The organism is Micromonospora sp. NPDC000442 (assembly GCF_042898635.1).
In the GTDB taxonomy this organism is placed as follows: Bacteria; Actinomycetota; Actinomycetes; order Mycobacteriales; family Micromonosporaceae; genus Micromonospora.
Window position 1 is genome coordinate 446,145 of the sequence record NZ_JBIAYZ010000002.1, and the last position, 26,441, is coordinate 472,585.

The following is a 26,441-nucleotide window of genomic DNA, read 5'->3' on the forward strand; positions in this document are numbered from 1 at the left end:
TCCCGTACGGTGCCGACCGCCAGGGCGACGACGTCCTCCTCGGTGGCGCCGGCGGGCAGCTCACCCGCGACGCGGCCGTCGCGCATGACGAGCATCCGGTCACTCATGCCGAGCAGCTCCGGCAGCTCGGACGAGATCATCAGCACCGCCGCACCCGCCCGGGCGAGCCGCCGGACGAGATCGTGGATCGCCGACTTCGCGCCCACATCGATGCCCCGGGTCGGCTCGTCGAAGAGCAGGATCAATGGTTCCAATGCGAGCCACCTGGCCAGCACCACCTTCTGCTGGTTGCCGCCGGACAGGAACCGGATCTCCTGGCCGTCACCGGCGGCCCGGACCTCCACCGCGGCGAGCAGCTCGCGGACGCGCACGGTGCGCGCGGCGCGGCCCGAGCGGGCCGGGAAGACCGCCCGGCTCGCGAGCAGCGCGTTGTCGAGCACCGACTGCCGGGCGGCGATGCCCTCGCCCTTGCGATCCTCGCTTACGTACGCGACGCCAGCCCGAGTCGCCGCGCGCGGTGAACGCAGCCGCGCCGGCCTGCCGTCGATCGTGACCACGCCGGTGGTGAACGGCTCGACCCCGAACAGCGCGCGGGCCAGCGCCGATCGTCCGGAGCCCTGGAGGCCACCGATCCCCAGCACCTCACCGGCGCGCAGGTCCAGGTCGACATCGCGTAGCTTCCGGTTCCCGCCACCCCGCACGGCAAGCCGGACCGCACCGAGGTCCTCGGGAGCGGCCCGATCCGGGTAGTAGCTGGACAACTCCCGGCCGACCATCTGGCGTACCAGGTCCTCCGCCGTGGCGTCGGCGGTGCGCATCGTCCGCACCAGGCGGCCGTCCTTGAGGACCGTGATCCGGTCGGACAGGTCGAAGACCTCAGTCAACCGGTGCGAGACGTACAGCAGGCCGATGCCCTGCTGTTGCAGCCGTCGCACCAGGCCGTAGAGCAGTTCGACCTCGTGGTCGGCCAGCGCGGCGGTGGGCTCGTCCATGATGAGCAGGCGCGCGTCGAGCGCGAGCGCCTTGGCGATCTCCACCACCTGTTGCTGGGCGACACCGAGGCGGCCCACCACGGCATCGGCGGGCAGTTCCGTCTCCCCGATGGTGGCCAGCAGTTCCCTGGTGCGGCTGAGCATCTGTCGCCGGTCGACCAGGCCACGCCGCCTCGGCTCATGGCCCAGGTACACGTTCTCCGCGACGGTGCGCTCCGGCAGAAGGTTGAACTCCTGGTGGATGATGCCGATGCCGGCCCGCTGCGCGTCACGCGGGCCGCCGAACACGCGTGCCTGCCCGGCGAACTCGACGGTGCCGCCGTCCGGGGCGTATCCACCCGAGACGATCTTCATCAGGGTCGACTTGCCGGCACCGTTCTCCCCCACCACGGCGTGCACCTCGCCTGGGGCGACGTCGAGGTCGACACCGTCGAGGACGCGTACCCCGAAGAAGGACTTGCCTATGCCCCGCAGGGTCAGCAGCGCCGGGGGTCGAGCCGACATCAAGAATCCTCACGGATAGTAATCGCCAAGGGCATCGGTGCGCCACCTCAGAATTCACTTAGGACCGGCCGGTCACCTGGCTTTAGTTATCGGAAGCGAAGCTTCCTGTTGTCGTGCTCAAACTTTCGCTTGACATGACCGAAACATCACACGTATGAAGATAGATGCTCGGGGATAGGTACGCAATCCCCGATCTCCCGGACTCCCGACCGGGCTGGTGGCAGGCAACGATGCCGGGTCAGGTCCACTGGGGAACGCAGGCGCCGATGATCAGCCCCATCCATGTTGTCGTTAACATCAATTTATGTCCATATCCATACTATTTAGGCTCCTTGCCACCACGGGGCCCGGAACCCACCCGGCCGTGACTCTGCGTCACATCCAGCGGCGTCACATCGGTGCGACGAACCGTGCGACGACGACCGCGCACGCACCCCGTCGTGCCACCAGGCACCACCCGACGTGCCGTGGGAGGTGACCGGACCCGTGGTCGCACCCCCTGTTGCTCCGCCCCGACGAGGAGACGGCATGCGTCGTAAGACAGCCATCATCGGGCTGATCACCGGTCTGTTACTGGCGCTCGCGCTGGTCCAGCCGGCATCAGCGGCCCCGGCCTTCCGCGCCCTGTTGTTCACCAAGACCACCGGCTATCGGCACGACTCGATCCCCGCCGGGGTCTCGATGTTCCAGCAGCAGGCCGCGTCCGACAACTTCGAACTGGTACACAGTGAGGACTCCAGCGTCTTCACCGCAGCGAACCTGGCCACCTTCGATGTCCTGATCATGTTCCAGACGTCCGGCATGGTGTGGACCTCGGCCAGCCAACGTCAGGCGGTGGAGGGCTTCCTCGCCAGCGGCAAGGGCATCGTGGCCATCCACAACGCCACCGACATGGGGATCGAGGGCGAGTACCCCTGGTGGGACCAGACCATCAACGCGGGTGCGCACATGCCGGAGCACTCCCCCGGCGTCCTGCCCGGCACCGCCATCGTCGCCGACAAGAAGCACCCGTCGACGGCCAGCCTGCCGGATCGCTGGAACCGCAGCGAGGAGTGGTACAACTTCGACAAGAACCCGCGCGGTGAGGTGCACGTCCTGGTCACCGCCGACGAACGCACGTACAACCCGGGCCCCCGGGCGATGGGCTCCGACCACCCGATCTCCTGGTGCCGTAACACCGGCGGTGGCCGGGTCTGGGCCACCGCGATGGGCCACGCCGCGGCGTCCTACAGCGAGACCCACTTCCGTAACCACGTCCTCGGCGGGGTGAAGTGGGCCGCCGGCAACGAGCCGGGCGACTGTGGTGGCACCGTCTGGGGCAACTTCGAGAAGCGGACCCTCGACAGCAACACCGTCGACCCGATGGCGCTGGCCGTGGCACCCGACGGCCGGGTGCTCTACGTCCAGCGCGGCGGCCAGGTCAAGATCTTTAAGCCGAGCACCAACAGCACGGTCACCGCCGGCACGCTCAGCGTCTACACCGGAGGTGAGGACGGGCTCACCGGGCTGGCGCTCGACCCGAACTTCGCCAGCAACGGGTACGTCTACCTGTACCACGCGCCGGCCAGCAGCTCGACCGACGTCAACCGGGTCTCCCGATACACACTCAACGGCGACACGTTGAACATGTCCAGCGGGGTGACCATCATCGACGTCCCGGCCTACCGGGATCGGACGTACCCCGAGCCCGGCCACACCGGCGGGTACATCGCCTTCGGGCCCGACGGCAACCTGTACATCGGCACCGGCGACGACGTCGCGCCGAACCTCGACCCCAACTGGCAGGGCTACGCCCCGCTGGACTGGCGCTCGGGGAAGCACATGCTCGACGCGGCGCGTACCGCAGGCAACACCAACGACCTGCGCGGCAAGCTGCTGCGCATCCGTCCCTCCACCGGCGGCGGCTACACCATCCCGTCGGGCAACCTCTACCCCCAGGGAACGGCGCAGACCCGGCCGGAGATCTATGCGATGGGCTTCCGTAACCCGTTCCGCTTCTCGATCGACCCGGCCAACGGCTGGGTCTACCTGGCCGACTACGGACCGGACCGGAACCCGCCGACCACCAACCGGGGGCCCGAGGGTCTCGTCGAACTCAACGTGATCAAGACGCCGGGCAACTACGGCTGGCCGTTCTGCCACGGCGACAACCAGCCGTACGCGCCGTACAACCCGGACACCGGCCAGGTCGGTGCCAAGTTCAACTGCGCCGCGCCGGTAAACAACTCGCCCAACAACACCGGCCTGACCAACCTCCGGCCGGTCGTCGCGCCCAACATGTGGTACGGCTACGGCGCCTCGCAGAACTTCCCGGAGGTGGGCTCGGGTGGCTCGGCGCCGATGGGCGGACCCGTCTACCGCTACGACCCGGAGAACCCGTCGGCGACGAAGTTCCCGCCCTACTACGATGGCGTGCACTTCTTCTACGAGTGGTCGCGTGACTACATCAAGGAGATGCACTTCGACTCCGCGTCGGCGGTCACCCGGATCAACCCGTTCCTGCCCACCGCCCAGTTCAACAGCCCGATGGACCTCGAGTTCGGCCCGGACGGCTCGCTCTACCTGCTGGAGTGGGGCACCAACTTCGGTGGCGGCAACAGCGACTCCGGTCTCTACCGGATCGACTACGTCCAGGGCGGCCGGTCACCGATCGCAAAGGCCACCGGCACTCCCACCAGCGGAAACGCCCCGTTGACCGTGCAGTTCTCCAGCGCCGGGTCGTCGGATCCCGACCCCGGCGACACGATCAGCTACCACTGGACGTTCGGCGACGGCACCACCTCGACGGCGGCCAACCCGTCGAAGGTCTACACCAGCAACGGCAACTACACGGCGCAGTTGAAGGTCACCGACAGCTCGGGCAAGACCGGCTTCGCCAACGTGCAGATCACCGTCGGCAACACCGCTCCGGTGGTCACCATCACCACGCCCGCCAACGGTGGCATGCTCACCTTCGGCGACCGGGTCTCGTACCAGATCACCGTCTCCGACCCGGGCGGCGCACCGATCGACTGCAGCAAGGTCTTCCTCAACCCGGCGCTCGGGCACGACGACCACGCGCACGAGACCACGGACTACGCCGGCTGTTCCGGGACCATCCCCACCGACCTGCTCGGCGGACACCCGGACGGCGCCAACCTGTTCTACGTGCTCAACGCGCGATACACCGACGACGGTGGGGCGGGCGGCGCGGCCCCACTCACCGGCCGCGCCCAGGTGATTCTCCAGCCCAAGCACAAGCAGGCCGAGTACCACAGCAGCCAGTCCGGCACCCGGATCATCGACCAGGCCGGCGCGGAGAGCGGCAAGCGCATCGGGGACATCTCCAACAACGACTGGGTGGCGTTCACCCCGATGAGCCTGTCTGGCATCAACACCGTGAGCTACCGGCTGTCGTCGCCGTCCGGCGGCGGATCGATCGAGCTGCGGGCCGGTTCGCCGACCGGCACGCTGCTGGCCACCACTCCGGTGCCGAGCACCGGCGGCTGGGACAACTACCAGTCCACGCCACCTGTGAACGTCACGTCCCTCGCCGGCACCCACACCCTGTACCTGGTGTTCAAGGGCAGCGCCAACAACTGGTTCGACCTCGACTCGCACACCTTCGGTGGTCCTGGAGTGGGCGTCGGTGACACCGGCGGCGGGATAGCCGGCCGTACGTGGACGCTCACCGCACAACACAGCAACAAGTTGATGGACGTCAGCGGCGTCTCCACCGCCGACGGCGCGCAGATCCACCAGTGGGCCGCCACCGGTGGCAACAACCAGAAGTGGCAGGCGGTCGACGCCGGCGGCGGCGCGGTCTATCTGCGGGCCGTCCACAGCAACAAGTGCGCGGAGATCATCGGCGGTTCCACCAGCGCCGGCGCCTTCCTTCAGCAGGCCACCTGCAACAACAGCAACCAGCAGAAGTTCACCGTCACGTCCACCGGAACCACCGGGGTCTACACGGTGAAGAGTGTGCTGAGCGGGCTCTGCATCGATGTCAACGGCGGTGCCACCACCGACGGCGCCCGCCTGTTGCAGTGGACCTGCCACAGCGGCACCAACCAGCAGTGGCGGTTCAGCCTGGCCTGACCATCGCGATGGTCAGTGACGTCTCCGGTCGGGACCGGTCTCCGGGAGCGGAGCCGGTCCCGATCGGGAGACGGGCGGAGCCACTGGGCAGCGGCACGGCAGCCGCTGTCGATCGGGTTGACCGCCGGGCAGCGCAGAGACACCCCCGCGATTCATACCGGTCATCCGGACGGAGTGCGGTGTCAGAGACGTTCAGCGGGCCGAGGCGAGCAGACCGGCGGTGGCCAGTGACTGCCAGAGTTCGTCGGGCACGACCGCGTCCGAGCGCCGTACGGTCTCCGCCATCTGCGTTCCATTGCGGACGCCGACCACGGTCGACACCACGGCCGGGTGCCGACGGACGAAGGCGAGCGCCGCCTGCGGCAGGGTGACACCGTGTGCGTCGCAGACCTCGGCGATCCGCCGCGCCCGCTCGATCAGCTCCGGCGGCGCCTGCTGATAGTTGTAGAACGCGTCGGCCGGCGGGCGGTCCCGCGACAGCAGTCCCGAGTTGTAGACGCCCGCGATCACCACACCCACCCCCCGACTCGCCGCGAGCGGCAACAGGTCACCGGCCGCGCCCTGTTCGAGCAGGGTGTACCGGCCGGCGCACATCATCACGTCGACGTCGGTTTCCCGAACGAACCGCGCGAGCATCGCCGACTGGTTCATCCCGGCCCCGATCGCGCCCACGACGCCCTGGTCGCGCAACTCGACCAGGGCGGGCACGGCCTCGGCGGCGGCCTGCTCCCAGTGATCGTCGGGGTCATGCAGGTAGGCGATGTCGATCCGGTCCAGGCCAGTCCGCTCCAGACTGGCCTCAATGGAACGGCGTACGCCGTCGCGGCTGAAGTCCCAGACCCGGCGGTGGGTCGCGGGCACCTCGAACCCCTCGGGGTCGCGCAGGTGCGCGTCCTGCGGCGACGGCTCCAGGAATCGCCCCACCTTCGTCGACACCACGTACTCGTCGCGTGGCCTGTGTCGCAACGCGCTGCCCAGGCGACGTTCGGACAACCCGAGGCCGTAGTGCGGCGCGGTGTCGAAGTACCGCACGCCGGCCGCCCAGGCGGAGTCGATGGCGGCGACGAACTCCTCGTCCGTGGTCACCCGGTAGAGGTTGCCGCCCTGTGCCGCGCCGAAGCCCAGCTCGGTGAGGCCGATCGCCGGACGGCGCGGCAGGGCGTGTGTCCTCATGACGCCCCCAGTCGGTAGGCACGCCGGGCGGTGCCTGCCCAGAACGCCGCCCGGTCGGTCGCGTCGAGGTCGCCCAGCAACTCCGTGACCGCTTCGATCCAGCGGGGGTACGAGGTGGCGAGCAGGCACACCGGCCAGTCCGAACCGAACATCAGCCGCTGCGGCCCGAACACGTCGAGGGCGTGGTCGACGGCGGGTCGGAGATCGGCCACCGTCCAAGGTGACCGGGGCACCTCGGTCGTCAGGCCGGACACCTTGGCCGTCGTGTTGGGTGCTTCGGCGAGGGCCCGCAGGTCCCGCTTCCAGTGGTCGAACTCCGGGGTGCCCAGCGCGGGCTTGCCGAGATGGTCGAGGACGAAGCGCACCTCGGGCAGGTCATGCGCCAACCGTGCGGCCATGGGCAGCTGGTGTTGCCGGACCAGCAGGTCGAAGACCAGGCCGGCGGCGCCGACCGCGACGATGCCCCGGCGGACGTCCGGGCGGTCCAGGTAGGCCGGGTCGGTCTCGCTCTGCACGAGGTGACGGACGCCGACCAGACGCTGCCCACCGGGCGCCGCGCGCAGGCGGTCGAGGCGACCGGCGACGTCGTCGGCCGTCAGGTCGACCCAACCGACGACACCGCCGACCAGGATGTCGTCGGCCGCGACCCGGAGCAGGTCCACGGTCTCCCTCGCCGAGGCGATGGACTGTACGACGACGGTGCTGGTGACGCCCGTCGCCCGGGCCAGCGGGGCCAGGTCGGCCAGTTCGAAGTCGGCGTCGATGGCCGCCATGGTCACCGGGTCGATCCACGGCTGCGGATGCCGTGCCCGGACCCACAGGTGGTGGTGGGCGTCGACGATTCCGGCCGGCCCCGGAGCTACCTCGGTCATCGGCCCAACCATCCCCCGTCGACCGGCAGCACGATCCCGTTGACGTAGTCGGAGGCCGCCGACGCCAGAAACACCGTGGCACCACCGAGGTCATCGGCGACGCCCCACCTGCCGGCCGGAATCCGGGCGAGGATCGCCTGGTCGCGCTCCGGGTCCGCACGCAGGGCCCGGGTGTTGTCGGTGGCGATGTAGCCAGGGGCGATGGCGTTCACGTTCACCCCGTGCGCCGCCCACTCGTTCGCCAGGGCCTTGGTGAGACCGGCCACGCCCGACTTCGACGCAGCGTACCCGGGCACCGTGATGCCGCCCTGGAAGCTGAGCAGGGACGCGGTGAAGATGATCTTCCCGTGGCCGCGCTCGACCATCGTCCGACCGACCTCCCGACTCAGCACGAACTGGCTGTTCAGGTTCACCTCGATCACATGATCCCAGAGTTCGTCGGGGTGATCGACGGCCGGGGCGCGGGCGATCGTGCCGCCGTTGTTGACCAGGATGTCGATCGGGCCGAGCGCGACCAGCTCGTCGGCGAGCCGGCGCACGGCCGCCCGATCGGCCAGATCGGCGCGCAGCGCGGTGAACCGCCGACCGGCGGCCCGCACCCGGCGCCCCACCTCGCTCTCCTCCGGTTCGAGGTGCGCGGAGACACCCACGACGTCGGCACCGGCCTGGGCCAGCGCCTCGGCCATGGCCAGGCCAATGCCCCGCCGGGCGCCGGTCACCACAGCGGTCCGTCCGGACAGGTCGAACAGATTCGTCACCGGTCGCCCTCCCGCCAGTCCAGCAGCACCTTCATGACACCGCCGCCCTCCAGCGCGGTGAACGCAGCGGTCGCCGCCTCGGGCGGCTCGACCCGGGAGATCAGCTGCCGTGCCGGGATCGCGCCGGAGGCGACCAACCTGATCGCCTCCGCCATGTCGTCGCGCTGGTACAACCGGGCGCCGAGCAGTTCCAACTCGCGCCAGAAGAACCGGTGCAGGTCGACCTCCCGGGGCCGGGGATGGATCGCCACCATCACCAGCCGACCCCGGGCGGTCAGCACCTCGACCGCGGTGGCGACACCCGCCGCAGCGCCGGAAACCTCGAAGGCGACGTCGGCACCCGCACCGTCGGTCCGGTCGGCGACCAACGCCGCCACGTCGATCGCGCCCGGGTCAACCGCCTCGATCCCGATTTCGCTTGCCACGGCGCGGCGAGCCTCGTCCGGCTCGACGAGCAGTACTCGCGCACCGCGCCCCTGGGCGACGGTGCCGATGAGCACCCCGATCGGCCCGCCGCCGACGACGACCACATGATCGTCTGAGGCCACCTTTCCACGCCGCACGTCGTGCACGGCGACGGCGACCGGTTCGACGAGTGCGCCCTGATCGAGCGGCAGTTCCTCGGGCAGCGGCAGGACCAGTTCCGCCGGCACGTTCCAGGCGGACTGCATGGCGCCGGGCGAGTCGATGCCGAGGAAGTTCATGGCGTGGCAGATGTGCGAGTTGCCGCGCCGGCAGGCGGCACACCGCCCGCACCACCTGGTGGGCAGCACCGTCACCGGCTGGCCGATGGACCAGCCGGTGACGTCCTCGCCCAGCGCCGCGATCCGCCCGGACATCTCGTGCCCGATGATCGCGGCGGCGCCGACCCGGTTGTCCATGTCGCCGTGGTAGATGTGCAGGTCGGTGCCGCAGATCCCGGTATAGGCCACCGAGATCCGCACTTCGCCGCGTCCGGGTGCCGCCGGCTCACGTTCCTCGATTCCGAGGTGCCGTGCTCCCCGGTAGACCACTGCCTTCATCGATCCTCCGTATCAACGACCGCACGCCGCTCGTGCCGCCGGCCACCACCATCGGGTCCGTTCAGTGACTTCCGGTCGGCGACACCTGGTTGCTGTTGTGTGCCGGGGTGGCCGCCGGGGCCAGCGGGAAGCCAGCCGCGGCGGGCAGGACGCCGTCCGTCGCCGCCAGCAGCCGTCGCCCGGCCTGCTCCGGCCGGACGTTCGGGCCGTCGACCGCCGGTGCCTGGGGGTGCCGGTCCACGGCCCGGATCCGCTGTTCGTCCACTCGGAGGCCGAGGCCGGGCGAGTCGCCCAGGACGAAGACCCCGTCCTCGACGTGCATGTCGACCGAGACACCGACCGGCGGCCAGAGGTCCTGCAACTCGCTGGTCAGGTGGTTCGGCACCGAGGTGGCGGCGTGCAGCAGCCCGAGCGGGCTGTTGCCGATCGGGCTGACCGGCAGGTCGTAGGCATGCGCCAGGGCGGACACCCGCAGGAAGTGGGTGACTCCCCCGACCGCGGACGTCTGGACGACGTCGACCGCGCCGGCGGCGATCAGCGGCCGGTACTGCTCGAGCCCGGTGAGGTTCTCCCCGGTGGCGACGGAGGCGCGCACCCCTCGGCCGACGGCGGCGAGCCCGTCGGCGTCCCAGCGCCGAACCGGCTCCTCGATCCAGATGAGGTCGAGGGTGCGTTCGAGTTCGCAGACGTGCCGGACGGCCTGCTTGCGGGTCCACGCCTCGTTGACGTCGAGCATCAGGCCCGGCCGCAGTCCGTGGCCGGCCTCGGTCAGGACCTCCTTGACCAGGTGGAGCCGGTGTCGGTCATGCTCGATGTCGAGACCGCCCTTGAGCTTGGCGGCCCGCAGCCCGTGCTCGGCGTAACGGGTGTACGCCGAGACGAGTTCCTCGTCGGTCAGGGCGATGTCGAGCCCGGACGCGTACGCCGGCACCCGGCGGTCGCGGCCGCCCAGCAATCGCCACAGCGGCTGGCCGGCCGCCTGCGCCTTGATGTCCCACAGTGCGGTGTCGAGTGCGCCGATGGTGCCGAACACCGGGCCCGCGTGACCGGCCTTGAAGGTGTGGCGCAGCATGCGGTCGTAGAGCGTCGTCACCGCGCGGGGATCTTCACCGTCGATGGCCTCGAAGATCCGCTCGATCTCGACGTGCGGGCCGATGCCGACACCCGACAGCCCCTCGTCGGTCTCCACGACGACGATCGGCACCGGGACGATTCCGTCGGCGAGGACGCCGTTGGCGTCGCCGACCGGGCGCCCCCATTCCTGGACCGTGGTGAGCGTCCGATATCCGGTGATGCGCATTTCAGCCCTTCGTGGAGCCGGCGGCGACGCCGTCGGCAATCTGGCGCTGGAGGAAGAGGTAGACCACCAGGACCGGTATCGCGGCGATCAGTACGCCCGAGGCGAAGGTGGGGATGTCGTCGGAGTACTGACCGCGCAGCGAGGTCACGCCGACCATGAGCGTGCGGTGATCCGCCGACGGCATCATCACCAGCGACATCAGGACGTCGTTCCAGCAGAACAGCGCGTTGAGGATGCCGACCGACAGCAGGGCCGGGGTGCCCAACGGCAGCATGATCCGGCGGTACACGCCGTACACGCTGTTGCCGTCGATCCTGGCCGCGTCGATGACCTCCCGCGGAATGGTCTTGTAGTAACTCGTCATCAGGAAGACGGTGAAGGGCAGGAACTGTGCCACGAAGACCAGGACCAGTCCGGGGTACGTGTCGATGAGGGCGGTGTCGGCCATGATCCGGGCGAGCGGCACCATGATCACCTGGAACGGCACGAACAGACCCGCGAGGCAGCCCAGGAACAGCACCGAGGAACCACGGAACCGAAGCTGGCTCAGGGCGAAGCCGGCCATCGACCCGAGCAACAGCAGCAGGACGACCGACGAGGTCACCACGATGAGGGAGTTGACGAAGTACCGGTCCATGCCGACGCTGTTCCATGCCGTGCTGATGTTGTCCCAGCGCAGGGTGTCGGTCAGCGAGAACCGGTCGAGGATGTAGTCGCGCCGGGTCTTCATCGCCACGTTGACGGTGAACAGCAGTGGGTAGATCGTCGCCAGCGCGAGCAGTGACATCGGAACGGCCAGCAGCCACCGACTCAGTCGTACGCGGGACATCAGTCCTCCCCTCCCGCCCGCCTGAGCAGCTGCACCTGTAGCAGCCCCACAACGAGCATGATCACGAAGAGCACCGTCGACGCGGCCGAGGCGAGGGCGGGCCGATTCATCTGGCCCTGCTGGATCCAGATGTAGTACTCCGGGAGGTAGGTGGATCCTTCCGGCCCGCCGCTGGTCATCACGTAGAGCAGGCCGAACATCGAGGTCAGCATCCCGACCATGGTGGTCACGGCGACGAACGCGATGGTGCGGGACAGGCCCGGGATGATCACGTGCCGGATGACCTGGGGCAGCGACGCTCCGTCCACCCGGGCCGCGTCCAACAGCGCGGCGTCCAGGGTCGCGAACCCGGCCAGGAACACCACAAGCGCCATGCCGAAGGTCGCCCAGATGTGTACACCGACCACCACGAACATCGCGACGTCGGGATTCCCGAGCCAGTCCACCGGGCTGATGCCGACCGCCTCGAACACGGCGTTGACGGGGCCGTCGAAGGCGAGCAGCAGGTTGAAGATCGCGCCGACGATGACCGGTGAGAGCACCGCCGGGAAGAAGTAGACGCTGCGGTAGAAGCGATGACCCGGTACCCGCAGGTAGATGAACGTCGCGAGCAGCCCGGGGATCGCCACCGCCACCGGGAGCAACAACACCAGCAGCCCGACGTTGCCCAGCGCGGTGCGGAACAACGGGTCATCGATCAACTCAAGGTAGTTGTCGAAGCCCACCGTCGTACCGTTGCGCTCGCCGTCTCCGGTGAAGGAGAAGTTGACGCCGAGCAGCAACGGGTACAGCCGCAGCACCACGATGATCAGGATGGCGGGTGCGACCAGGACGTAAGGGGCGAAGCGCTCGGCCCGCGAGCCGCCGCGGACGGGCCGTGACCCGGCGCCACGACGGGGGCCCGCTGATCCGGCCGCCGCCCCGTCGGCCCGTCCGGGGGGAACCGGACGGACCGACGGCTCTGCGTTTCCGATCGGCACGAAATCAGCCCGCCTGGTCGGAAGCTGCCAGCTGCTTCACCGCCTCGTCGACGCTGATCGACCCGCTGAGCAGTTGCTGGGAGACCCGTCCCATCAGATCCAGGGTCTTCGACGAGAGCGCCACGTGCAGGGCGGGCTTACCGCTCTGCAGCGCGGCGACGATCGTGGCGGCGGCCGGACCGGCCTGCGACACGTCGATGGTGGTGTCGGCGGCGATCGCGCCGGCGTCGGCGTAGAACGCCTGGAGCGCCTCGGTCGACGTCAGCGATCGCACCAGGTCGGCGGCGACCTTGGGATCCTTGGTCCACTTCGCCACCGCGTATCCGATGCCACCGTCGTAGGCCAGGCTCGGCGTGGTGCCGGCGGTGACGACCGGAGCGCCCATCACGCCGAGCTTGTCGGGCGTCAGGAACTCGTTGAAGTCCTTCCAGTGCCCGACGTCCGACATCAGCCCGATGACGTGCGCGGCCTTGGCGGACTGGAAGAGTGCGAACGAGTCGTTGAACATCGCGGTCGAGTTGGCACCGTCGTTGTTCAGACCGGCGTCGCCGGCTTCCTTCCACAGCTCGAAGATTCGCTTCACGTTTGGCGAGTTCCAGTCGCGCTTGCCCGCGATCCAGTCGTCGTACTCCTGGGCGGTGAGAATCCCGGAGCCCAGCGCCGACATCCAGAACTGGATTCCGGCGCCCTCCTTGTTGCCCAGGGCGAAGCACTTGGCGCCGGCCTTGTCGATCGCGGCGCAGTCGGCGAGGAACTTGTCCCAGGTGGTGGCGGGGCTCGCCGGATCGAGCCCGGCCTTCTCGTAGAGCGCCTTGTTGTAGTAGATGGGGTGCCCCTGCAGCGTCACCGGAGCGGCATAGGTCTTGCCGTCCTTGCTGAAGGCGTCCCAACCGGCGAGCCGCTGCTTGTCCTCGGCCACATACTCGTCGAGGGGCACCAGCGCGTCGACCCGGTCGCGGATCTGGCCGCCGCCGTTGAAAAGCATCACGTCCGGGCCCTTGCCGGACTGAATGGCCGCACCGAGCAGCGTGTAGTACTGGTCGAACGGCTGCGCGACGAACTCGACCGTCACGTCGGGGTGCTTGGCGGCGAAGTCGGCCTTCGCCTTCTCGATGTAGGGTCCGGCGGAAGGCTCACCGGATTTCCAGTCCCACACCACCAGTTTGTCGGTCGCGCCACCGGAAGAGGAGCCCGTGTCGGTGGCACTTCCACAACCTGCCGTCGCCAGTCCCACAACGAGGACGGCTGACCACAATGCTCGTTGTTTCATCGTTGTTCACCTCTGAGGGGAATGGCTGACGGCCTGCCGCAGCCAACGTGATCAAGAACGTAACTCGTATGACGTCTGACGTCAACAGTCCGCCGTACACTGGCCCTGGACGTCGCGGCACGACGAGCCAATCGGAGGGGGACATGACGCCATCGCAGGAGACGGCCCTGGAAAAACTGGCCGCCCCGGCCTGGGCGCGCCGCCCCACCAACCTCGCCACGGCGGTCACCGCCGAGCTGGTGGAACGCATCGTCCGCGGGGTGCATCCGTCCGGCACGGCACTGCCTCCGGAACCAGTGCTCTGTGAGACCTTCTCCGTCAGCCGGACGGTCGTCCGGGAGGCGGTGAAGATCCTTCAGGAGAAGGGGCTGGTACAGGTCCGTCAGGGCGCCGGCACCATGGTCACCCCGGCCTCGATGTGGGACATGCTCGACGAACTCGTCCTCGGGGCCACCATCGCCGAGGACGACAGCCTTTCCATCCTCGACGACGTGGTGGTGACCCGGCGGCTGCTGGAGTCCGACATGGCACACGTCGCCGCCCGGGTCGCCGATGAGGAGACCGTGGACCGCCTGCGCGCCCTGGTCGACCGGATGGACGAGCTCGTCGGCGACACCGTGGCCTACCACGAACTCGACCGTGCCTTTCACGACACCGTCATGCAGGCGTCCGGGAACCGCATCGCTCGTGGCGTCGTGCAGGCGCTGGAGAGTCAGGTCGTGAACACGGCGCGGTACACCGGCCGCACCGAGCGGTCGCTCTGCGTCGCCTCCAACCGTGGACACCGACGTGTCTACGAGATGATCGCCGCCCACGACCCGGAAGGGGCCGCGGCGGCGATGTTCACCCACATCACCGAGGCCTGGGTGGTCCGCCGCAGCGGCTCGGGCAAGCCGGACCGCCTGCAACGCTGACCCGGGACACGACGGGCCGGCGGGCCCGGCCTCCTGGCTCCCACTGCCGCCAGGAGGCCGCGACCCGCCGTCGCGCTCGGCCCGGTCAGGAGAACTGGGCGAAGAAGCGCCAGATCTCACCCTTGGTCCAGGTGGTGATGCCACTCTCGGCGTACGTCCCGTCCACCGGGCCCGGCATGTGCCCGTTGTCGAAGGCCGCCCACTGCACCGGGTACCCGGCGCGGCAACCGGAGTAGGCAGTGGTGATGTGCGTACGGCTGCCCGCACCCGGCTCCGGCGGGTTCTGGGCGTTGCACCCGTTGTTACGGACGAAGGTGTCGCGCAGCCCTCGGCCCTGGCCGATGCTGAGGACGTTGTCCGAGATGCCGTGCAGACCGAAGTACGCGATCGGCTGCGTACCGCCGCTGCAACCGCTGATCTGCGCACCGGCGATCACGGCGACCGCCCGGAAGACCGTGGCCCGCGCGCAGGCGAGGGCGTAGCTCATGCCACCGCCCCAGCTGAAGCCGAGGGCGAAGCGCTGCCTCGGATTGACACACAGGTCGCTCTCGATCCGACGGATCATGTCGTCGACGAAGGTGACGTCCTCGCCACCGGCGTTGCCCCAACCGTTGCCGAGCCCCTGCGGCGCGACCAGGATGGCGCTGTTGTTCGACTGCTCCTGCTGGCCGTAGTAGGACCAGGCACTCCCGCTGGTGCCGCCGGAGGAGATCTCCTGCATGGTGCCGCCGCGCCAGTGGAACGCGAAGATCAGCCGGTAGGCGTTGTTGTTGTTGTAGTTGGCCGGCAGGCGCAGGATGAACTGGCGGCTCTTGCCGTTGCTCTGGATGGTGTGCGTGCCGCTGTTCAGCGTCGGAGCCTTGCCGCAGCCGGAGCCGCCGGTCGGCGGCGGGTCGCCGCCACCGTCGACCCGGGCCAGTTGCCACTGCTGGTTGGCGCCGTTCCAGTCGGCGTACTGCACGATGTTCGCGCCGTCTGCGGTGGAGGCGCCCTGCACCTCGACGACCTTGCCGCTGTGCCGGCTGATCAGCCGGACGTGACCGCCGTCCGAGTCGGCCAACCGGAACTGCTGGTTGGTGCCGTTGTGGTCGGACCACTGCACGATCGCCCCGCCGTCGGCGGTCGAGAAGTTGTGCACATCGAGGACCTTGCCCGAGTGCCGGGACTTCAGCCGGTAGTAGCCACCGCCGGAGTCCACGAACTGCCACTGCTGGTTGGCGCCGTCGTTGCGGGTCCACTGGCTGATCCGCGCGCCGTCGTTGGTCGCCAGGCCGTACACGTCCAATGCCTTGCCGCTGTTGCGGTTGACCAGCACGTACCAGGCGTTGGTGTCCACGGTCGCCGCCGCCGCGGGCGCCGCGTTCACCACCACGAGCGCGCTCGCCGCCAGGACCGCGGCGGCCGCCGCGGCCAGTCCCGACCGCCAACCGCGTCTGGGTGGAGAGGCGGGACGAGCCTCACCGATGGCCTTCATGGTCCACTCCTTCGATCGGGGTCACCCACGCGCAGTCCGTGGATGCGCTGCCTATGTGCCGGCGTCAGGTGGTGGCGTCAGCACGGTGGTGTGGTGCGGAAAGATCAGGTCACCGGAGCCGCCGACCAGCGTGACGACGAGCCCACGGTCGAGACCGGCCGGCGCGGGACCACGGCGGAGAATCTGGCTCCCGGCAGCCACAAGACCCGCTCGTGACAGCGAAGTTAGCGTTAACGACGTCATACGTCAAACGACTGAGGTCTATTTGTTGGCCATGCTGCGGACTCCGGTCCGGGCCCGCCCGGGGCCACGGAACACCCCGCCCACCGGGCCCGGTGGCGACTCCCGGGCCCGGACGGCGGTCACGGAGTCCAGTACAGGTGCGGGTTCACCCGCCCGGACCAGTCGAAGACGGCCATGTTGTCCCAGCCGTTGCCGGTTCCGTTGATGTCCGCCGGGTCCCAGCCGTTGCCGCGTACCGCGTGCCAGGTCGGTTCCCAGTAGAAGACGCCTACCGCACCGGCGTTGCGCGCGGTGTTCTGCACCCAGCTGAACTGCTGCGCCTGGCCGGACCAGGTGGCCGGGATGTTGTCGCAGCGCGCGGTTCCGGAGATCACGTTCGGCTGGTGGTCGGCGTCGGCCGTGGTGAACGGGTACGCGGTCTCGGCGATCACCACCGGCCAGCCGTAGCGGGACCTCACGTCGGCGATCACGTTGTACAGGTTGGCCAGCGTGCCGTGCCACATGCAGTAGTAGGACAAGGCGGTGACGTCCCAGGTGACGCCCTGCGCCCGGATCCCGTCGTAGAACCAGCGGGCGTTGGCGTTGCTGTCCGCGTTCGCCGTGTGGATCCACACCTGGGTGGCGCCGTTGCACGCCTTGGTGGCCTGGTAGCCCCGCTTGAGCAGGCTCGCCAGCGGGGCGAAGTCGTTGTTGACCACCTGTCCGGCCGGCCAGAGCATGCCCACGTTGATCTCGTTGCCGATCTGCACGGCGTCCGGCGTGGTGCCCTGCGCCTTCAGCGCCGTGCACACGTCGTAGGTGTAGTTGTAGACGTCGGCCTGCAACTGGCTCAGCGAATGGTCGGCCCAGGCCGCCGGCGGATACTGCTTGCCCGGGTCGGCCCAGGTGTCCGAGTAGTGGAAGTCGATCAGCAGCTTGAAGCCCTTGGCCTTGATCGCCCTGGCCTGCTGAAGCACCCTGGCCTTGTTGTTGTAGCCGCTGGCCGGGTTGTTCCAGATGCGCAGCCGCAGATAGTTGACGCCCTTCGAGGCGAGGATGTCGTAGGGGTCGGCCTGCGCGCCGGAGGCGTTGTAGTAGCGGGCGCCGAGATCGAGGCTGCGTTGCAGCGAGGAGACGTCCGCGCCGCGCATGGTGAGGGTGTTGGCCGCCTGCGCGGGAGCGGTCAGGGCCAGCGGGGCCGCGAGGACGACCACCGCCGCGAGGACCCGGAGGGACGGTTTCATGGCGCTCCTTCACATCCAGGGATGCGGGTGCCCGACGGGCTCGGGCACGTCCAGCGGGACTGCCGGACGGTCTCGGAACCAGGTGGGGTGGTGATGGGGATCGATGGCTCAAGCGTGACAGTCAGGGTGACCCATGCCGGTGCTCCCGCACCAGCCCCGAACGCAGCGCTGGTCGTCGAGGCGGGGTAGCCGCGGCCTCCTCGTGCGCCCGGTCGACCCCGAGGCCGGCGCGGTAGTCCTCGAGCATCGCCCGCACGGTGGCCGGGTCGTGGATGGCCTGCCGGAACTCCGGTGGTTGTCGACTCCCATGCGGTCCGGCCGCGCCTTGTCGCCGTACCAGGCGTCGGGATCGGCACCGATGGCCCGCTCCGGCTTGTCCGGCTAGGCGAAGAAGAACCAGTGGTACCAGTTCCGGGCGAACGTCGCGTCGCACCTGGCGAGCGCCTCGCTGATGGGCACCCCGTCGATGACCACCAGCCGACTGACGGTGTCGGGATGGTCCAGCGCCAGGCGCAGCGCCACGTAGCAGCCGCGATCGTGCCCGACCGCGGCGAACGTCGAATGGCCCAGCGCGTCCATCAGCCGGACCATGTCCGCCGCAACCACCCGCTTGGACTGCTGGGAGTGGTCCGGCAGAATTCGCGCCTTGCCGGACTGCCCGTAGCCCCGCATGTCAGGTCGGCCCCACGCCACCAGACGGGCCGCGAGCACCCGCTTGTATCGATTTCCTTGCATGTATCGATCGCCGTCCGGTATGAAGGCTTAGGAATCGTTCAGGTTCCGCTTCCTGGGAGGAGCGACGATGAAACCTGCCCTGCGCCGCCTACGCACGGTGACCGTCACACTCGCCGCCTGCACACTCGGGCTGACCCTGCTGTCGGCTCCCGCCGCAGCACACCCGGTGCAGCCGATCACGCCACTTTCCGACCGGGCACCCGAGTCGGACCAGTTCTCGGCCGAGGGTGTGACGACCGTCGGTGAGTTGCGCACCGTCGACGGTTCGTTGTCGTACGCCCGCGACGGCCGGACCCAGGTCATCCAGCACCCCGGCGCCACGTACATCAAGGTGCACTTCAGCTCGCTGCGGCTGGCCCCCGGGGAGTACGTCACCGTGTCGAGCCCCGACGGCCGGGAGAGCTACCGGTACGACCGCCACCTGAACCGGGCGACCGGCGCGGACTACACGACCGACGGGCGGCCGGGCTTCTGGGCGATGTCGGTGGAAGGTGACACGGCGGTGGTGGCGCTGCACAGCAACCGTTCCTCCCGGGGCAGCGCCGCGATCATCGACCGGTTCTGGCGCGGCTACGACCGCACGGAGATCGGCCAGTACAACTTCTCCACCCAGTCGGTGTGCAGCACCGACGCCCGCCGAGACGTGGTCTGCTACCAGAGCAGCCACCCCACCGAGTACGCACGCGGCAACGCCGTGGCCCGGCTGCTGATCAGCGGCGGCGGCATGTGCACCACCTGGCGGGTCGGCAACACCAACCGCATGTTGACCAACAAGCACTGCTTCTCGACGCAGGCCGCGGTCAGCGGCAGTGAGATGCAGTTCAACTACCAGTGCGCCACCTGCGGCGGCGCGAACCCCGGGCCCGGCACCAAGGTCAGTGGTGCAACGCTCTACCGGGTGAGCAGTGGTGGCTCCAGCCAACTCGACTACGCCCTGTTCTCGGTGAACAACTTCGCCGCCATCCAGGGCTTCGGCACGCTCTACCTGGCGACGTCCGCCACCACCACTGGGACGCAGATGTACATCCCGGGGCACGGTGACGGCAGCCCGAAGCGTCTGTCCATCTTCGAGAACGCCCAGAACGGCGCGCGCTGCACCGTACGGAACGCCAACTACAACACCTGGAACATCAGCTACAGCTGCGACACCTCCGGCGGCAACTCGGGCTCACCGGTGCTGAACAGCAGCCACCGGGTGATCGCCCTGCACCACCTCGGCGGTTGTCCGTCCAATCAGGGCGCCAAGGCGCACCTGATCTACAACGAGATCGCGAGTCTGATCGACAACGGCTGACCACGGCTGTGGCGGCCCGGGGGCGAACCGCGCACCCCCGGGCCGCCCGACCCACGTGGGCCGCGTACCCGACGCCGCCGTACCATCCGGTACATGACGATTGCCGTCGAACAGCACGTGGATGCCGAGGTCGCCACCGTCTGGCGGACAGTGAGCGACGTCGACCGTTGGGCCGAGCTGCTGCCCACCATCGACGAGATCAGACGAATCGACGATGCCGGGCCGGTGACGGTCGGCAGCCGTTTCCGGATCCGCCAATCCGGGCTGACCACCGCCACGTACGAGATCACCGACTGGCGACCCGGGGCCGGCTTCACCTGGGTGGCCCGTATGCCGGGGGTCCGAACCAGGGCGAGTCACGAGCTGCATCCGGAGGGCTCCGCCACCCGCCTGCGGCTGAGCATCGACTGGGACGGCCCGGGAGCCCGCCTGGTCGAGCTGCTGTACGGCAGGCGGACCCAGCGACTCCTCGCGCAGGAGGCGACGACCTTCGCCGAGCTCGCCGCGGGTAGCGAGGGTGAGCGATGAACCCGGTCGAGCGCATACCCACCCGCTGGGACGTCCTGGACGAGCGGTTCCAGGCGGTGAGCGGTGACCACATGGTGCAGCGACTGTTCGACGGTGGGCGTTGGTTGGAGGGGCCGGCGTACTCCGCCGCGTGGCGCTGTTTGTTGTTCAGTGACATCCCCAACGACCGGGTGGTGCGGTGGGACGAGGTCACCGGCCGGTGCGACGTCTTCCAGACACCCGCCGGTTACCCCAACGGCCGCACCATCGACCGCCTCGGCCGTGTCGTGACCTGCGAGCACGGCCACCGTCGGGTCACCCGTGCCGAACCCGACGGGTCGCTGACCGTGGTGGCGGACCGTTGGCGGGGCAAGCGGTTCAACAGCCCGAACGACGTCGTGGAGACCAGCGACGGCTCGTTGTGGTTCACCGATCCGAGCTACGGCATCGACAGCGACTACGAGGGGCACCGGGCGGATCCGGAGCTGGACGGCTGCCACGTCTACCGCTGCTCGCCCGACGGCCGGGTGAAACGGGTCGCCGACGACTTCCTGCGTCCCAACGGCCTGGCGTTCTCGGCGGACGAGCGTCGGCTGTTCATCGTCGACACCCGTCGTCGGCATCTCCGCCACTTCGACGTGGGCCCCGACTGGACGCTGCGTGACCGTGGCGTGCTCGCCGAATGCGACGCCGGGTCGTTCGACGGGATCCGACTCGACCGGGAGGGCCGGCTGTGGGTCGCCGCCCACGACGGGCTGCACTGCTTCGACCAGGAGGGCACACTGCTCGGCAAACTCCGACTACCGGAGATCTGCTCGAACCTCACCTTCGGTGGCCGCAAGCGCAATCTGCTGTTCGTGACGGCCACCACCTCGGTCTACTCGCTCGCGCTCAACGTGACCGGCGCGGGCCCGACGACCGGCCCGGCCACCGGATAGGCACGCATCGCCCAGCGCAGCGCGGCGACGTCGTCGCGCAGCCGGGCCGCCGACCTCCGCTGGGTCGGACGACCCGGACACCAGCCACCGATCCTCCCCGGCGGACCAAGGACGCCGGGGAGGAATGGGTGACCACCGACCCGGGTATGGCACACCTGTTCGAGAGAAGGGGTGGTGCCGAGATGACCGAGAAGCATGATCCGCAGGCCGCGGTGAAGGACCCGGACGAGTGGGTGACCGGCGACGAGCCGACGACGGCGGCGCAGGAGTCGTACCTGCGGACCCTGGCCCGCGAGGCGGGCGAGAGCGTGCCGGACGGCCTCAGCAAGGCCGAGGCGGCAAAGCTGATCGACCAGTTGCAGCAGCAGACCGGGCGGGGCGATCAGGGCTGATCCCCTGAGGCCACCTCCATCTTATCTACGGGTCAAGTCGTGCGAATCACCCTGGATGCCGATTTTGTGGGTCTGGCCGGTACATATTCTCGACCAGTCCCCGTGCAGCAGCCTCTGGCAGACCAGGGAGCAGTGTGTCCGAAACAGTGCGGCAGCTCGCCATCGAGCAGCAGGTGGTCGACAAGGTCTACGAGCGACTGGAGGTCATGCGTACGCAGGCGAGGGAACTGGACTCCGAGGGCCGTGGTCGTGCCTCGGCCGGCCCGCTGACCGGGCTGGTCGAGCGCGACGCGATGGTGCTGCGCGCCGCGGCCCGGTTGTCCGACCTGGACGGTCAGCAGGAGGGCCTGGTCTTCGGTCGGCTGGACTTCGACGACGGCGACACCTACCGCGTCGGCCGGCTCGGCGTACGCGACGAGGACCGGGAGCCGCTGGTGGTGGACTGGCGCGCACCGGCCGCCGCGCCGTTCTACCGAGCCACTCCCGGTGAGCCACTGGGCGTGGTGCGCCGTCGGATCATCACCTGCGAGGGTCCCACGGTCGTCGACGTGGACGACGAGGTGCTGTCGGCCGGCGACGTCGACGGTGTGGTGGGCGAAGGCGCCCTGCTCGCGTCGCTCACCCGGGAGCGCGGTCCGCACATGCGCGACATCGTCAGCACCATCCAGCACGAGCAGGACGAGGCGATCCGCGCACCCGCGCACGGCGTCACCGTCATCACCGGTGGCCCCGGGACCGGCAAGACCCAGGTCGCCCTGCACCGTGCCGCCTATCTGCTCTACACCGACCGGGGCAAGTTCGCCGACGGCCGGGTGCTGGTGGTCGGTCCGTCGACCGTGTTCACCGAGTACATCGGCCGGGTGTTGCCCGGTCTCGGCGAGGACAGCGTCCACCTGCGGGCGATCGGCGAACTGTTCGACGGTGTGGTGGCGACCCGACGTGACCGCGCCGAGGTCGCCAGATCCAAGGGCGACCTGAAGATGGTGCGGGTACTCACCGAACTGGCCTGGGACACCCCGCCGAACGCGCCGGCGCAGTTGGGCAGGCTCGACGCCGACGACCTGGCGAAGGCGCGCCTGGAGGTGCGTCGACGGTGCGAGGCGCGGGGCATCAAACCCAACGGCGCCCGCGCCGAGGCGGCGACGGTGCTCTCGGAACTGCTCGGCGGCCGGGAGATCCCCGAGGCCTTCCTCACGGCGTGGTGGCCGACGCTGACGCCGCAGGACGTGCTGCCCGCGCAGCACGGGCAATGGTCGGTGGACGACGTCCCGCTGCTCGACGAACTCGCCGAGATCCTGGGTAGGCCGGTCACCCCGACACCGACCAGGAACGAGTGGCAGGTGCGTGAGTTGAGCAGTGGCCCGCGTCTGGCGGAGACCTTCGTGCTCAGCCTGAGCCTCAACGACGGTTGGCAGCTCTTCGCGCCCGGGCTGTCCACCCCGATCGCCGTCTCCGGTCAGTCCCTGGACAGCGGCAACACCTGGGCGGCGCAGCGCTGGGCAGCGGCGATCATCCTGCGTGAGGGCCACCAGGTGGTGGGCTGGTCGGACGGCTTCGACCCGTACGGCGAGGAGGGGCACGTGCCGGAGTTGGCCGAGCCGCTGCCGGTGGCGGAGCCCGCCGAGCCCGTCGAGGACGTGTACCTGCACGTCATCCTCGACGAGGCCCAGGACCTCTCGCCGATGGAGTGTCGGATGATCGCCCGCCGAGCCGCCCACGCCTCGATGACGATCGTGGGCGACCTCGGTCAGGCGACCCATCCGCTGGCCCCCGGAAGCTGGCCGGAGCTGGTGAGGCAGCTGGGCAAGCGCGAGGTCAGGATGCTCGACCTGCCCACCGGCTACCGGGTGCCGCAGGTCATCGCCGACTTCGCCGCCCGGGCGCTGGCACCCGGGCTCGCGCCGACCCGCTCCTTCCGGCCCGGCGGCACCCTCACGATCCGTCAGGTGGACGACCTGCGGGCGGCCCTCGCTCAGGAAACCGGTGCGATCATCGCGCCGGACGCGATCGCCGACCCGCTCGGGGCGATCCCGGTCAGCCAGGTCAAGGGGCTGGAGTACGACCGGGTGGTGCTGGTGGAGCCCGCCGACATCGTCGCCGCCGAGCCTCGCGGCATGAACCGGCTCTACGTCGCCCTGACCCGGGCCGTCGCCGAACTGGTCATCCTGCACACCAAGCCACTGCCGGAGGCGCTCAGGTCGTGAGTGCCGGATCGGCGTCGGTCACCCGTCGTCAGACGCCGACGGTGGTCGCTGGACCGCCTCGGCGACGACCCGCCAGACCTGGGCGGCGAGCCAGTCGTTGAGCTGCTCCGGCCCGACCTCGTCCCGGTGGTCGAACCACCAGATAATGCCGGCGTCGACCATGCCGACGACGCTGGCGACCACGTACGCGGGCAGGTGCGCCGTGTACCCGGCGGCACGCAGGTTGGCGACGGCGGCTTCGGTGATTTCGGGCACCGCGTGCGCGGTGCCGAGACGGGCCCGGAACCGGTAGAGGTTGGGGTGGGCCACCGCCCAGCTCAACACCCGGCCGATGATGCCGTGGACCACCTCCGGCGGCGTGCCCTGGGCCGACAGCGACGGACGGATCCAGGCGCTCACCAGGCGGGCGGCGTGCCGGGCGACGGCCTGGTCGAGGTCGTCCTTGCTGGCGAAATGGCGGTAGACGTGCGGTCTGCGCAGCCCGGCCCGGTCGGCTACCGTGCCCAGCCCGGTGTCGGTGCCGTGTTCCTCGATGACGCGGACCGCGGCCTCCACGATCGCCTGCCGTCGCCGGGCCCGCTCCTGCGGGATGCCGCCGGCACGGCGGGCGGCGATGGTGTCCCGTTTCACCGCCGCATTGCTCACCTGATCACTGTAGCGGCTCGCTACCCTGGGATGGGTACGAGCTGTACCCAACCAGCGTCCTGCGAGGTAGCCATGCCCAGTCAAGCACCCGGCCCCGTCGACCTCGCCCACCTTCAGCAGGTGCTCGACGGACCGTGGGTCGAGGTCCGCAACGCGCACCGCCGGCACCTCGACGAACGCTTCCTCCCGGTGTACGGCGAGACCGGCGACCAGGCGCGTGAGCGGATCACCCGACTGCTCGGCGAGCTGCCCGTCAAGCTGGGGATCGCGTCGGCCTTTCCCACCCAGTACGGCGGTGGATCCGACCTCGGCGGCTCGATCATCGCCACCGAGATGCTGGCGCAGGTCGACCTCTCACTGATGGTCAAGGCCGGCGTGCAGTGGGGCCTGTTCGGCGGCGCGGTCGCGGCCCTGGGCACCCGGCGCCACCACGACGCCTACCTTCGGGACATCATCTCCGGCCGGATCCTGGGCTGCTTCGCGATGACCGAGACCGGGCACGGATCCGACGTCCAGCAGCTGCGCACCACCTGCACGTACGACCCCCGGACGCAGACCTTCGACCTGCACACGCCGCACGAGGCGGCCCGCAAGGACTACATCGGCAACGCGGCCCGGGACGGGCGGATGGCGGTGGTCTTCGCGCAGTTGGTCACCAACGGGCGGCGGCACGGCGTACACGCGTGGCTGGTGCCGATCCGCGACGAGCAGGGCAAACCGCTGCCCGGCGTGACCATCGGCGACGCGGGGCCCAAGGCCGGCCTGCTCGGCGTGGACAACGGGCGACTCAGCTTCGACCACGTGACGGTGCCCCGGGACATGCTGCTGGACCGGTACGGACAGGTCACCGAGGACGGCACGTACTCCAGCCCGATCGAGAACGACTCCCGGCGCTTCTTCACCATGCTCGGCACCCTGGTCCGCGGCCGGGTCAGTGTGGGTGGCGCCGCGTCGTCGGCCACCAAGGCGGCGTTGACCATCGCGGTCCGCTACGGCGACACCCGCCGCCAGTTCAGCACCCCCGACGCCGAGCGGGAGGTGCTGCTCAACGACTACCTGGCCCACCAGCGCAAGCTGCTGCCCGCCCTGGCCACCACGTACGCGCTGCATTTCGCCCAGGCCGAACTGGTCGCCGCGGTGCATGAGGTGCAGGGCGGCGGCGGCCCGGTCGACGAACGCCGGCAGCGGGAGCTGGAATCCCGTGCCGCCGGGCTGAAGGCCGCGCAGACCTGGCACGCCGCCCGCACCATCCAGCTGTGTCGCGAGGCGTGCGGCGGCGCCGGCTACCTGGCCGAGAACCGGTTGCCGGGCCTGCGGGCCGACACCGACGTCTTCACCACCTTCGAGGGCGACAACACGGTCCTGCTGCAACTGGTCGCCAAGGGGCTGCTCACCGGCTACCGGGACGAGTTCGGCTCGCTGGACGGCTGGGGTCGCGCCTCCTTCGTCGCCGAGCAGGTCCGGGAGATGGTGCTCGAACGCACCGCCGCACGGTCCCTGATCCAGCAGCTGATCAGCGCCGTGCCCGGCCGCGACGAGGAGGTCGCCGTCACCGACCGGGGCTGGCAGCTCAAGATCTTCGACGACCGCGAGAAGCACCTGCTCGAAGGGGCGATCCGCCGCCTGCGCAACGGCGCGACCACCAAGCAGGACCGCCCGTTCGACATCTTCAACGATGTCCAGGACCACGTCCTGACCGCCGCCGCCGCACACATCGACCGGATCACCCTTGAGGCGTTCGTCGCCGGCATCGAGGACACTGCGGACCCGGCGGTCCGGGCGCTGCTCTCGCGCGTCTGCGATCTGTACGCCCTCAGCGTCATCGAGTCCCACAAGGGGTGGCTGCTGGAGCACGGCCGGCTCACGCCGGCCCGCTCGAAGGCGATCACGGCCGTGGTGAACGGCCTGCTCAAGGAGCTGCGCCCGCAGATGCGGACGCTTGTCGACGGATTCGCCATCCCGGACATCTGGCTGCACGCCGCCATCCTGCGCGAGGAGCCGGGCCGTCAGGAGACGATGACCGCCCACGACACCGCCTCCGCCTAAGTCGTAGCGGGTGGGAGCGCCGCAAGGGTCATGACCGCTGCTTAGATTT

The 26,441-nt window shown here is 69.5% G+C and carries 22 protein-coding genes; 9 read left to right on the forward strand and 13 right to left on the reverse strand.

From position 1 onward, the window contains the following. The coding region (locus tag ACFY2A_RS04705) for a sugar ABC transporter ATP-binding protein (RefSeq protein WP_387168425.1) at nucleotides 1-1,496 on the reverse strand (1,496 nt) is incomplete at its 3' end. 528 nt (nucleotides 1,497-2,024) lie between these two features. Here ACFY2A_RS04705 and ACFY2A_RS04710 point away from each other — a divergent pair. After that, nucleotides 2,025-5,573: a ThuA domain-containing protein gene (locus ACFY2A_RS04710; protein WP_387168428.1), complete on the forward strand. Its 3,549-nt coding sequence runs from the start codon at nucleotides 2,025-2,027 to the stop codon at nucleotides 5,571-5,573. Between the two features lie 192 nt (nucleotides 5,574-5,765). On the opposite strand, the gene ACFY2A_RS04715 is transcribed toward ACFY2A_RS04710, so the two are convergent. The 8 genes from ACFY2A_RS04715 to ACFY2A_RS04750 all read right to left on the reverse strand — a co-directional run bounded on the left by ACFY2A_RS04715 (nucleotide 5,766) and on the right by ACFY2A_RS04750 (nucleotide 13,663). After that, nucleotides 5,766-6,746: an aldo/keto reductase gene (locus ACFY2A_RS04715; RefSeq protein WP_387168431.1), complete on the reverse strand. Its 981-nt coding sequence runs from the start codon at nucleotides 6,744-6,746 to the stop codon at nucleotides 5,766-5,768. Then, on the reverse strand, nucleotides 6,743-7,618 hold the full coding sequence (locus ACFY2A_RS04720) for an amidohydrolase family protein (protein ID WP_387168434.1): 876 nt from the start codon (nucleotides 7,616-7,618) through the stop codon (nucleotides 6,743-6,745). The genes ACFY2A_RS04715 and ACFY2A_RS04720 overlap by 4 nt, the downstream gene beginning before the upstream one ends. After that, nucleotides 7,615-8,376 (reverse strand): 2-dehydro-3-deoxy-D-gluconate 5-dehydrogenase KduD, encoded by a 762-nt coding sequence (gene kduD / locus ACFY2A_RS04725; RefSeq protein WP_363919283.1) that lies wholly within the window; start codon nucleotides 8,374-8,376, stop codon nucleotides 7,615-7,617. The genes ACFY2A_RS04720 and kduD overlap by 4 nt, the downstream gene beginning before the upstream one ends. Further along, on the reverse strand, nucleotides 8,373-9,398 hold the full coding sequence (locus ACFY2A_RS04730; protein ID WP_387168438.1) for a zinc-binding dehydrogenase: 1,026 nt from the start codon (nucleotides 9,396-9,398) through the stop codon (nucleotides 8,373-8,375). Before ACFY2A_RS04730 ends, kduD begins: the two co-directional genes overlap by 4 nt. Nucleotides 9,399-9,459: 61 nt before the next feature. Continuing rightward, complete coding sequence (locus ACFY2A_RS04735; protein WP_387168441.1) at nucleotides 9,460-10,698, reverse strand: mandelate racemase/muconate lactonizing enzyme family protein; 1,239 nt, start codon at nucleotides 10,696-10,698, stop codon at nucleotides 9,460-9,462. Nucleotide 10,699: 1 nt separating this feature from the next. Next, nucleotides 10,700-11,527: a carbohydrate ABC transporter permease gene (locus ACFY2A_RS04740; protein WP_363919289.1), complete on the reverse strand. Its 828-nt coding sequence runs from the start codon at nucleotides 11,525-11,527 to the stop codon at nucleotides 10,700-10,702. Continuing rightward, nucleotides 11,527-12,330 (reverse strand): sugar ABC transporter permease, encoded by an 804-nt coding sequence (locus ACFY2A_RS04745; protein WP_363919291.1) that lies wholly within the window; start codon nucleotides 12,328-12,330, stop codon nucleotides 11,527-11,529. The genes ACFY2A_RS04740 and ACFY2A_RS04745 overlap by 1 nt, the downstream gene beginning before the upstream one ends. A 181-nt stretch (nucleotides 12,331-12,511) precedes the next feature. Further along, nucleotides 12,512-13,663, reverse strand: coding sequence for an ABC transporter substrate-binding protein (locus tag ACFY2A_RS04750; RefSeq protein ID WP_387168445.1), 1,152 nt, complete (start codon nucleotides 13,661-13,663; stop codon nucleotides 12,512-12,514). Between the two features lie 257 nt (nucleotides 13,664-13,920). Here ACFY2A_RS04750 and ACFY2A_RS04755 point away from each other — a divergent pair, with 257 nt between their 5' ends. Then, nucleotides 13,921-14,691, forward strand: coding sequence for a FadR/GntR family transcriptional regulator (locus ACFY2A_RS04755; protein ID WP_363919295.1), 771 nt, complete (start codon nucleotides 13,921-13,923; stop codon nucleotides 14,689-14,691). 85 nt (nucleotides 14,692-14,776) lie between these two features. Here the strand turns inward: ACFY2A_RS04755 and ACFY2A_RS04760 are convergent, their stop codons facing one another. Next, a complete protein-coding gene (locus ACFY2A_RS04760) occupies nucleotides 14,777-16,165 on the reverse strand; it encodes an RICIN domain-containing protein (RefSeq protein ID WP_363919297.1) in 1,389 nt (462 codons plus the stop codon). 93 nt (nucleotides 16,166-16,258) lie between these two features. On the opposite strand from ACFY2A_RS04760, the gene ACFY2A_RS04765 reads away from it, so the two are divergent. After that, nucleotides 16,259-16,381, forward strand: coding sequence for a hypothetical protein (locus tag ACFY2A_RS04765; RefSeq protein WP_387168449.1), 123 nt, complete (start codon nucleotides 16,259-16,261; stop codon nucleotides 16,379-16,381). A gap of 146 nt (nucleotides 16,382-16,527) precedes the next feature. Here the strand turns inward: ACFY2A_RS04765 and ACFY2A_RS04770 are convergent, their stop codons facing one another. Beyond that, nucleotides 16,528-17,631 (reverse strand): arabinogalactan endo-beta-1,4-galactanase, encoded by a 1,104-nt coding sequence (locus ACFY2A_RS04770; protein ID WP_387168451.1) that lies wholly within the window; start codon nucleotides 17,629-17,631, stop codon nucleotides 16,528-16,530. Nucleotides 17,632-18,012: 381 nt separating this feature from the next. Next, nucleotides 18,013-18,366 carry an alpha/beta fold hydrolase gene (locus tag ACFY2A_RS04775; protein WP_387168454.1) on the reverse strand — a complete coding sequence of 118 codons (354 nt, stop codon included), beginning with the start codon at nucleotides 18,364-18,366 and terminating at the stop codon, nucleotides 18,013-18,015. Nucleotides 18,367-18,433: 67 nt separating this feature from the next. Here ACFY2A_RS04775 and ACFY2A_RS04780 point away from each other — a divergent pair, with 67 nt between their 5' ends. From ACFY2A_RS04780 to ACFY2A_RS04800, 5 genes are all read left to right on the forward strand, one after another. Continuing rightward, on the forward strand, nucleotides 18,434-19,660 hold the full coding sequence (locus tag ACFY2A_RS04780; protein WP_387168457.1) for a trypsin-like serine peptidase: 1,227 nt from the start codon (nucleotides 18,434-18,436) through the stop codon (nucleotides 19,658-19,660). A gap of 93 nt (nucleotides 19,661-19,753) precedes the next feature. Continuing rightward, nucleotides 19,754-20,188, forward strand: coding sequence for an SRPBCC family protein (locus ACFY2A_RS04785; protein ID WP_387168460.1), 435 nt, complete (start codon nucleotides 19,754-19,756; stop codon nucleotides 20,186-20,188). Beyond that, a complete protein-coding gene (locus tag ACFY2A_RS04790; protein WP_387168463.1) occupies nucleotides 20,185-21,105 on the forward strand; it encodes an SMP-30/gluconolactonase/LRE family protein in 921 nt (306 codons plus the stop codon). The genes ACFY2A_RS04785 and ACFY2A_RS04790 overlap by 4 nt, the downstream gene beginning before the upstream one ends. Before the next feature lie 182 nt (nucleotides 21,106-21,287). After that, nucleotides 21,288-21,497: a DUF3072 domain-containing protein gene (locus tag ACFY2A_RS04795; RefSeq protein ID WP_363919311.1), complete on the forward strand. Its 210-nt coding sequence runs from the start codon at nucleotides 21,288-21,290 to the stop codon at nucleotides 21,495-21,497. A gap of 134 nt (nucleotides 21,498-21,631) precedes the next feature. Beyond that, nucleotides 21,632-23,701 (forward strand): HelD family protein, encoded by a 2,070-nt coding sequence (locus ACFY2A_RS04800; RefSeq protein ID WP_387168466.1) that lies wholly within the window; start codon nucleotides 21,632-21,634, stop codon nucleotides 23,699-23,701. An 18-nt stretch (nucleotides 23,702-23,719) separates the two neighbouring features. On the opposite strand, the gene ACFY2A_RS04805 is transcribed toward ACFY2A_RS04800, so the two are convergent. Next, nucleotides 23,720-24,346: a TetR/AcrR family transcriptional regulator gene (locus ACFY2A_RS04805; RefSeq protein WP_387168469.1), complete on the reverse strand. Its 627-nt coding sequence runs from the start codon at nucleotides 24,344-24,346 to the stop codon at nucleotides 23,720-23,722. A gap of 72 nt (nucleotides 24,347-24,418) precedes the next feature. Here ACFY2A_RS04805 and ACFY2A_RS04810 point away from each other — a divergent pair, with 72 nt between their 5' ends. After that, the gene (locus ACFY2A_RS04810) at nucleotides 24,419-26,392 is read left to right on the forward strand and encodes an acyl-CoA dehydrogenase (RefSeq protein WP_387168472.1); all 1,974 of its coding nucleotides are present in this window, start codon (nucleotides 24,419-24,421) and stop codon (nucleotides 26,390-26,392) included. Nucleotides 26,393-26,441: the final 49 nt, after the last annotated feature.

Coding starts and splice junctions, on each gene's coding strand:
- ACFY2A_RS04780 (WP_387168457.1), top strand. CDS start 18,434: ATGAAACCTGCCCTGCGCCGCCTACGCACGGTGACCGTCACACTCGCC.
- ACFY2A_RS04720 (WP_387168434.1), bottom strand. CDS start 7,618: ATGACCGAGGTAGCTCCGGGGCCGGCCGGAATCGTCGACGCCCACCAC.
- ACFY2A_RS04730 (WP_387168438.1), bottom strand. CDS start 9,398: ATGAAGGCAGTGGTCTACCGGGGAGCACGGCACCTCGGAATCGAGGAA.
- ACFY2A_RS04760 (WP_363919297.1), bottom strand. CDS start 16,165: ATGAAGGCCATCGGTGAGGCTCGTCCCGCCTCTCCACCCAGACGCGGT.
- ACFY2A_RS04740 (WP_363919289.1), bottom strand. CDS start 11,527: ATGTCCCGCGTACGACTGAGTCGGTGGCTGCTGGCCGTTCCGATGTCA.
- ACFY2A_RS04770 (WP_387168451.1), bottom strand. CDS start 17,631: ATGAAACCGTCCCTCCGGGTCCTCGCGGCGGTGGTCGTCCTCGCGGCC.
- ACFY2A_RS04795 (WP_363919311.1), top strand. CDS start 21,288: ATGACCGAGAAGCATGATCCGCAGGCCGCGGTGAAGGACCCGGACGAG.
- ACFY2A_RS04710 (WP_387168428.1), top strand. CDS start 2,025: ATGCGTCGTAAGACAGCCATCATCGGGCTGATCACCGGTCTGTTACTG.
- ACFY2A_RS04790 (WP_387168463.1), top strand. CDS start 20,185: ATGAACCCGGTCGAGCGCATACCCACCCGCTGGGACGTCCTGGACGAG.
- ACFY2A_RS04755 (WP_363919295.1), top strand. CDS start 13,921: ATGACGCCATCGCAGGAGACGGCCCTGGAAAAACTGGCCGCCCCGGCC.
- ACFY2A_RS04735 (WP_387168441.1), bottom strand. CDS start 10,698: ATGCGCATCACCGGATATCGGACGCTCACCACGGTCCAGGAATGGGGG.
- ACFY2A_RS04715 (WP_387168431.1), bottom strand. CDS start 6,746: ATGAGGACACACGCCCTGCCGCGCCGTCCGGCGATCGGCCTCACCGAG.
- ACFY2A_RS04810 (WP_387168472.1), top strand. CDS start 24,419: ATGCCCAGTCAAGCACCCGGCCCCGTCGACCTCGCCCACCTTCAGCAG.
- ACFY2A_RS04775 (WP_387168454.1), bottom strand. CDS start 18,366: ATGCAAGGAAATCGATACAAGCGGGTGCTCGCGGCCCGTCTGGTGGCG.
- ACFY2A_RS04785 (WP_387168460.1), top strand. CDS start 19,754: ATGACGATTGCCGTCGAACAGCACGTGGATGCCGAGGTCGCCACCGTC.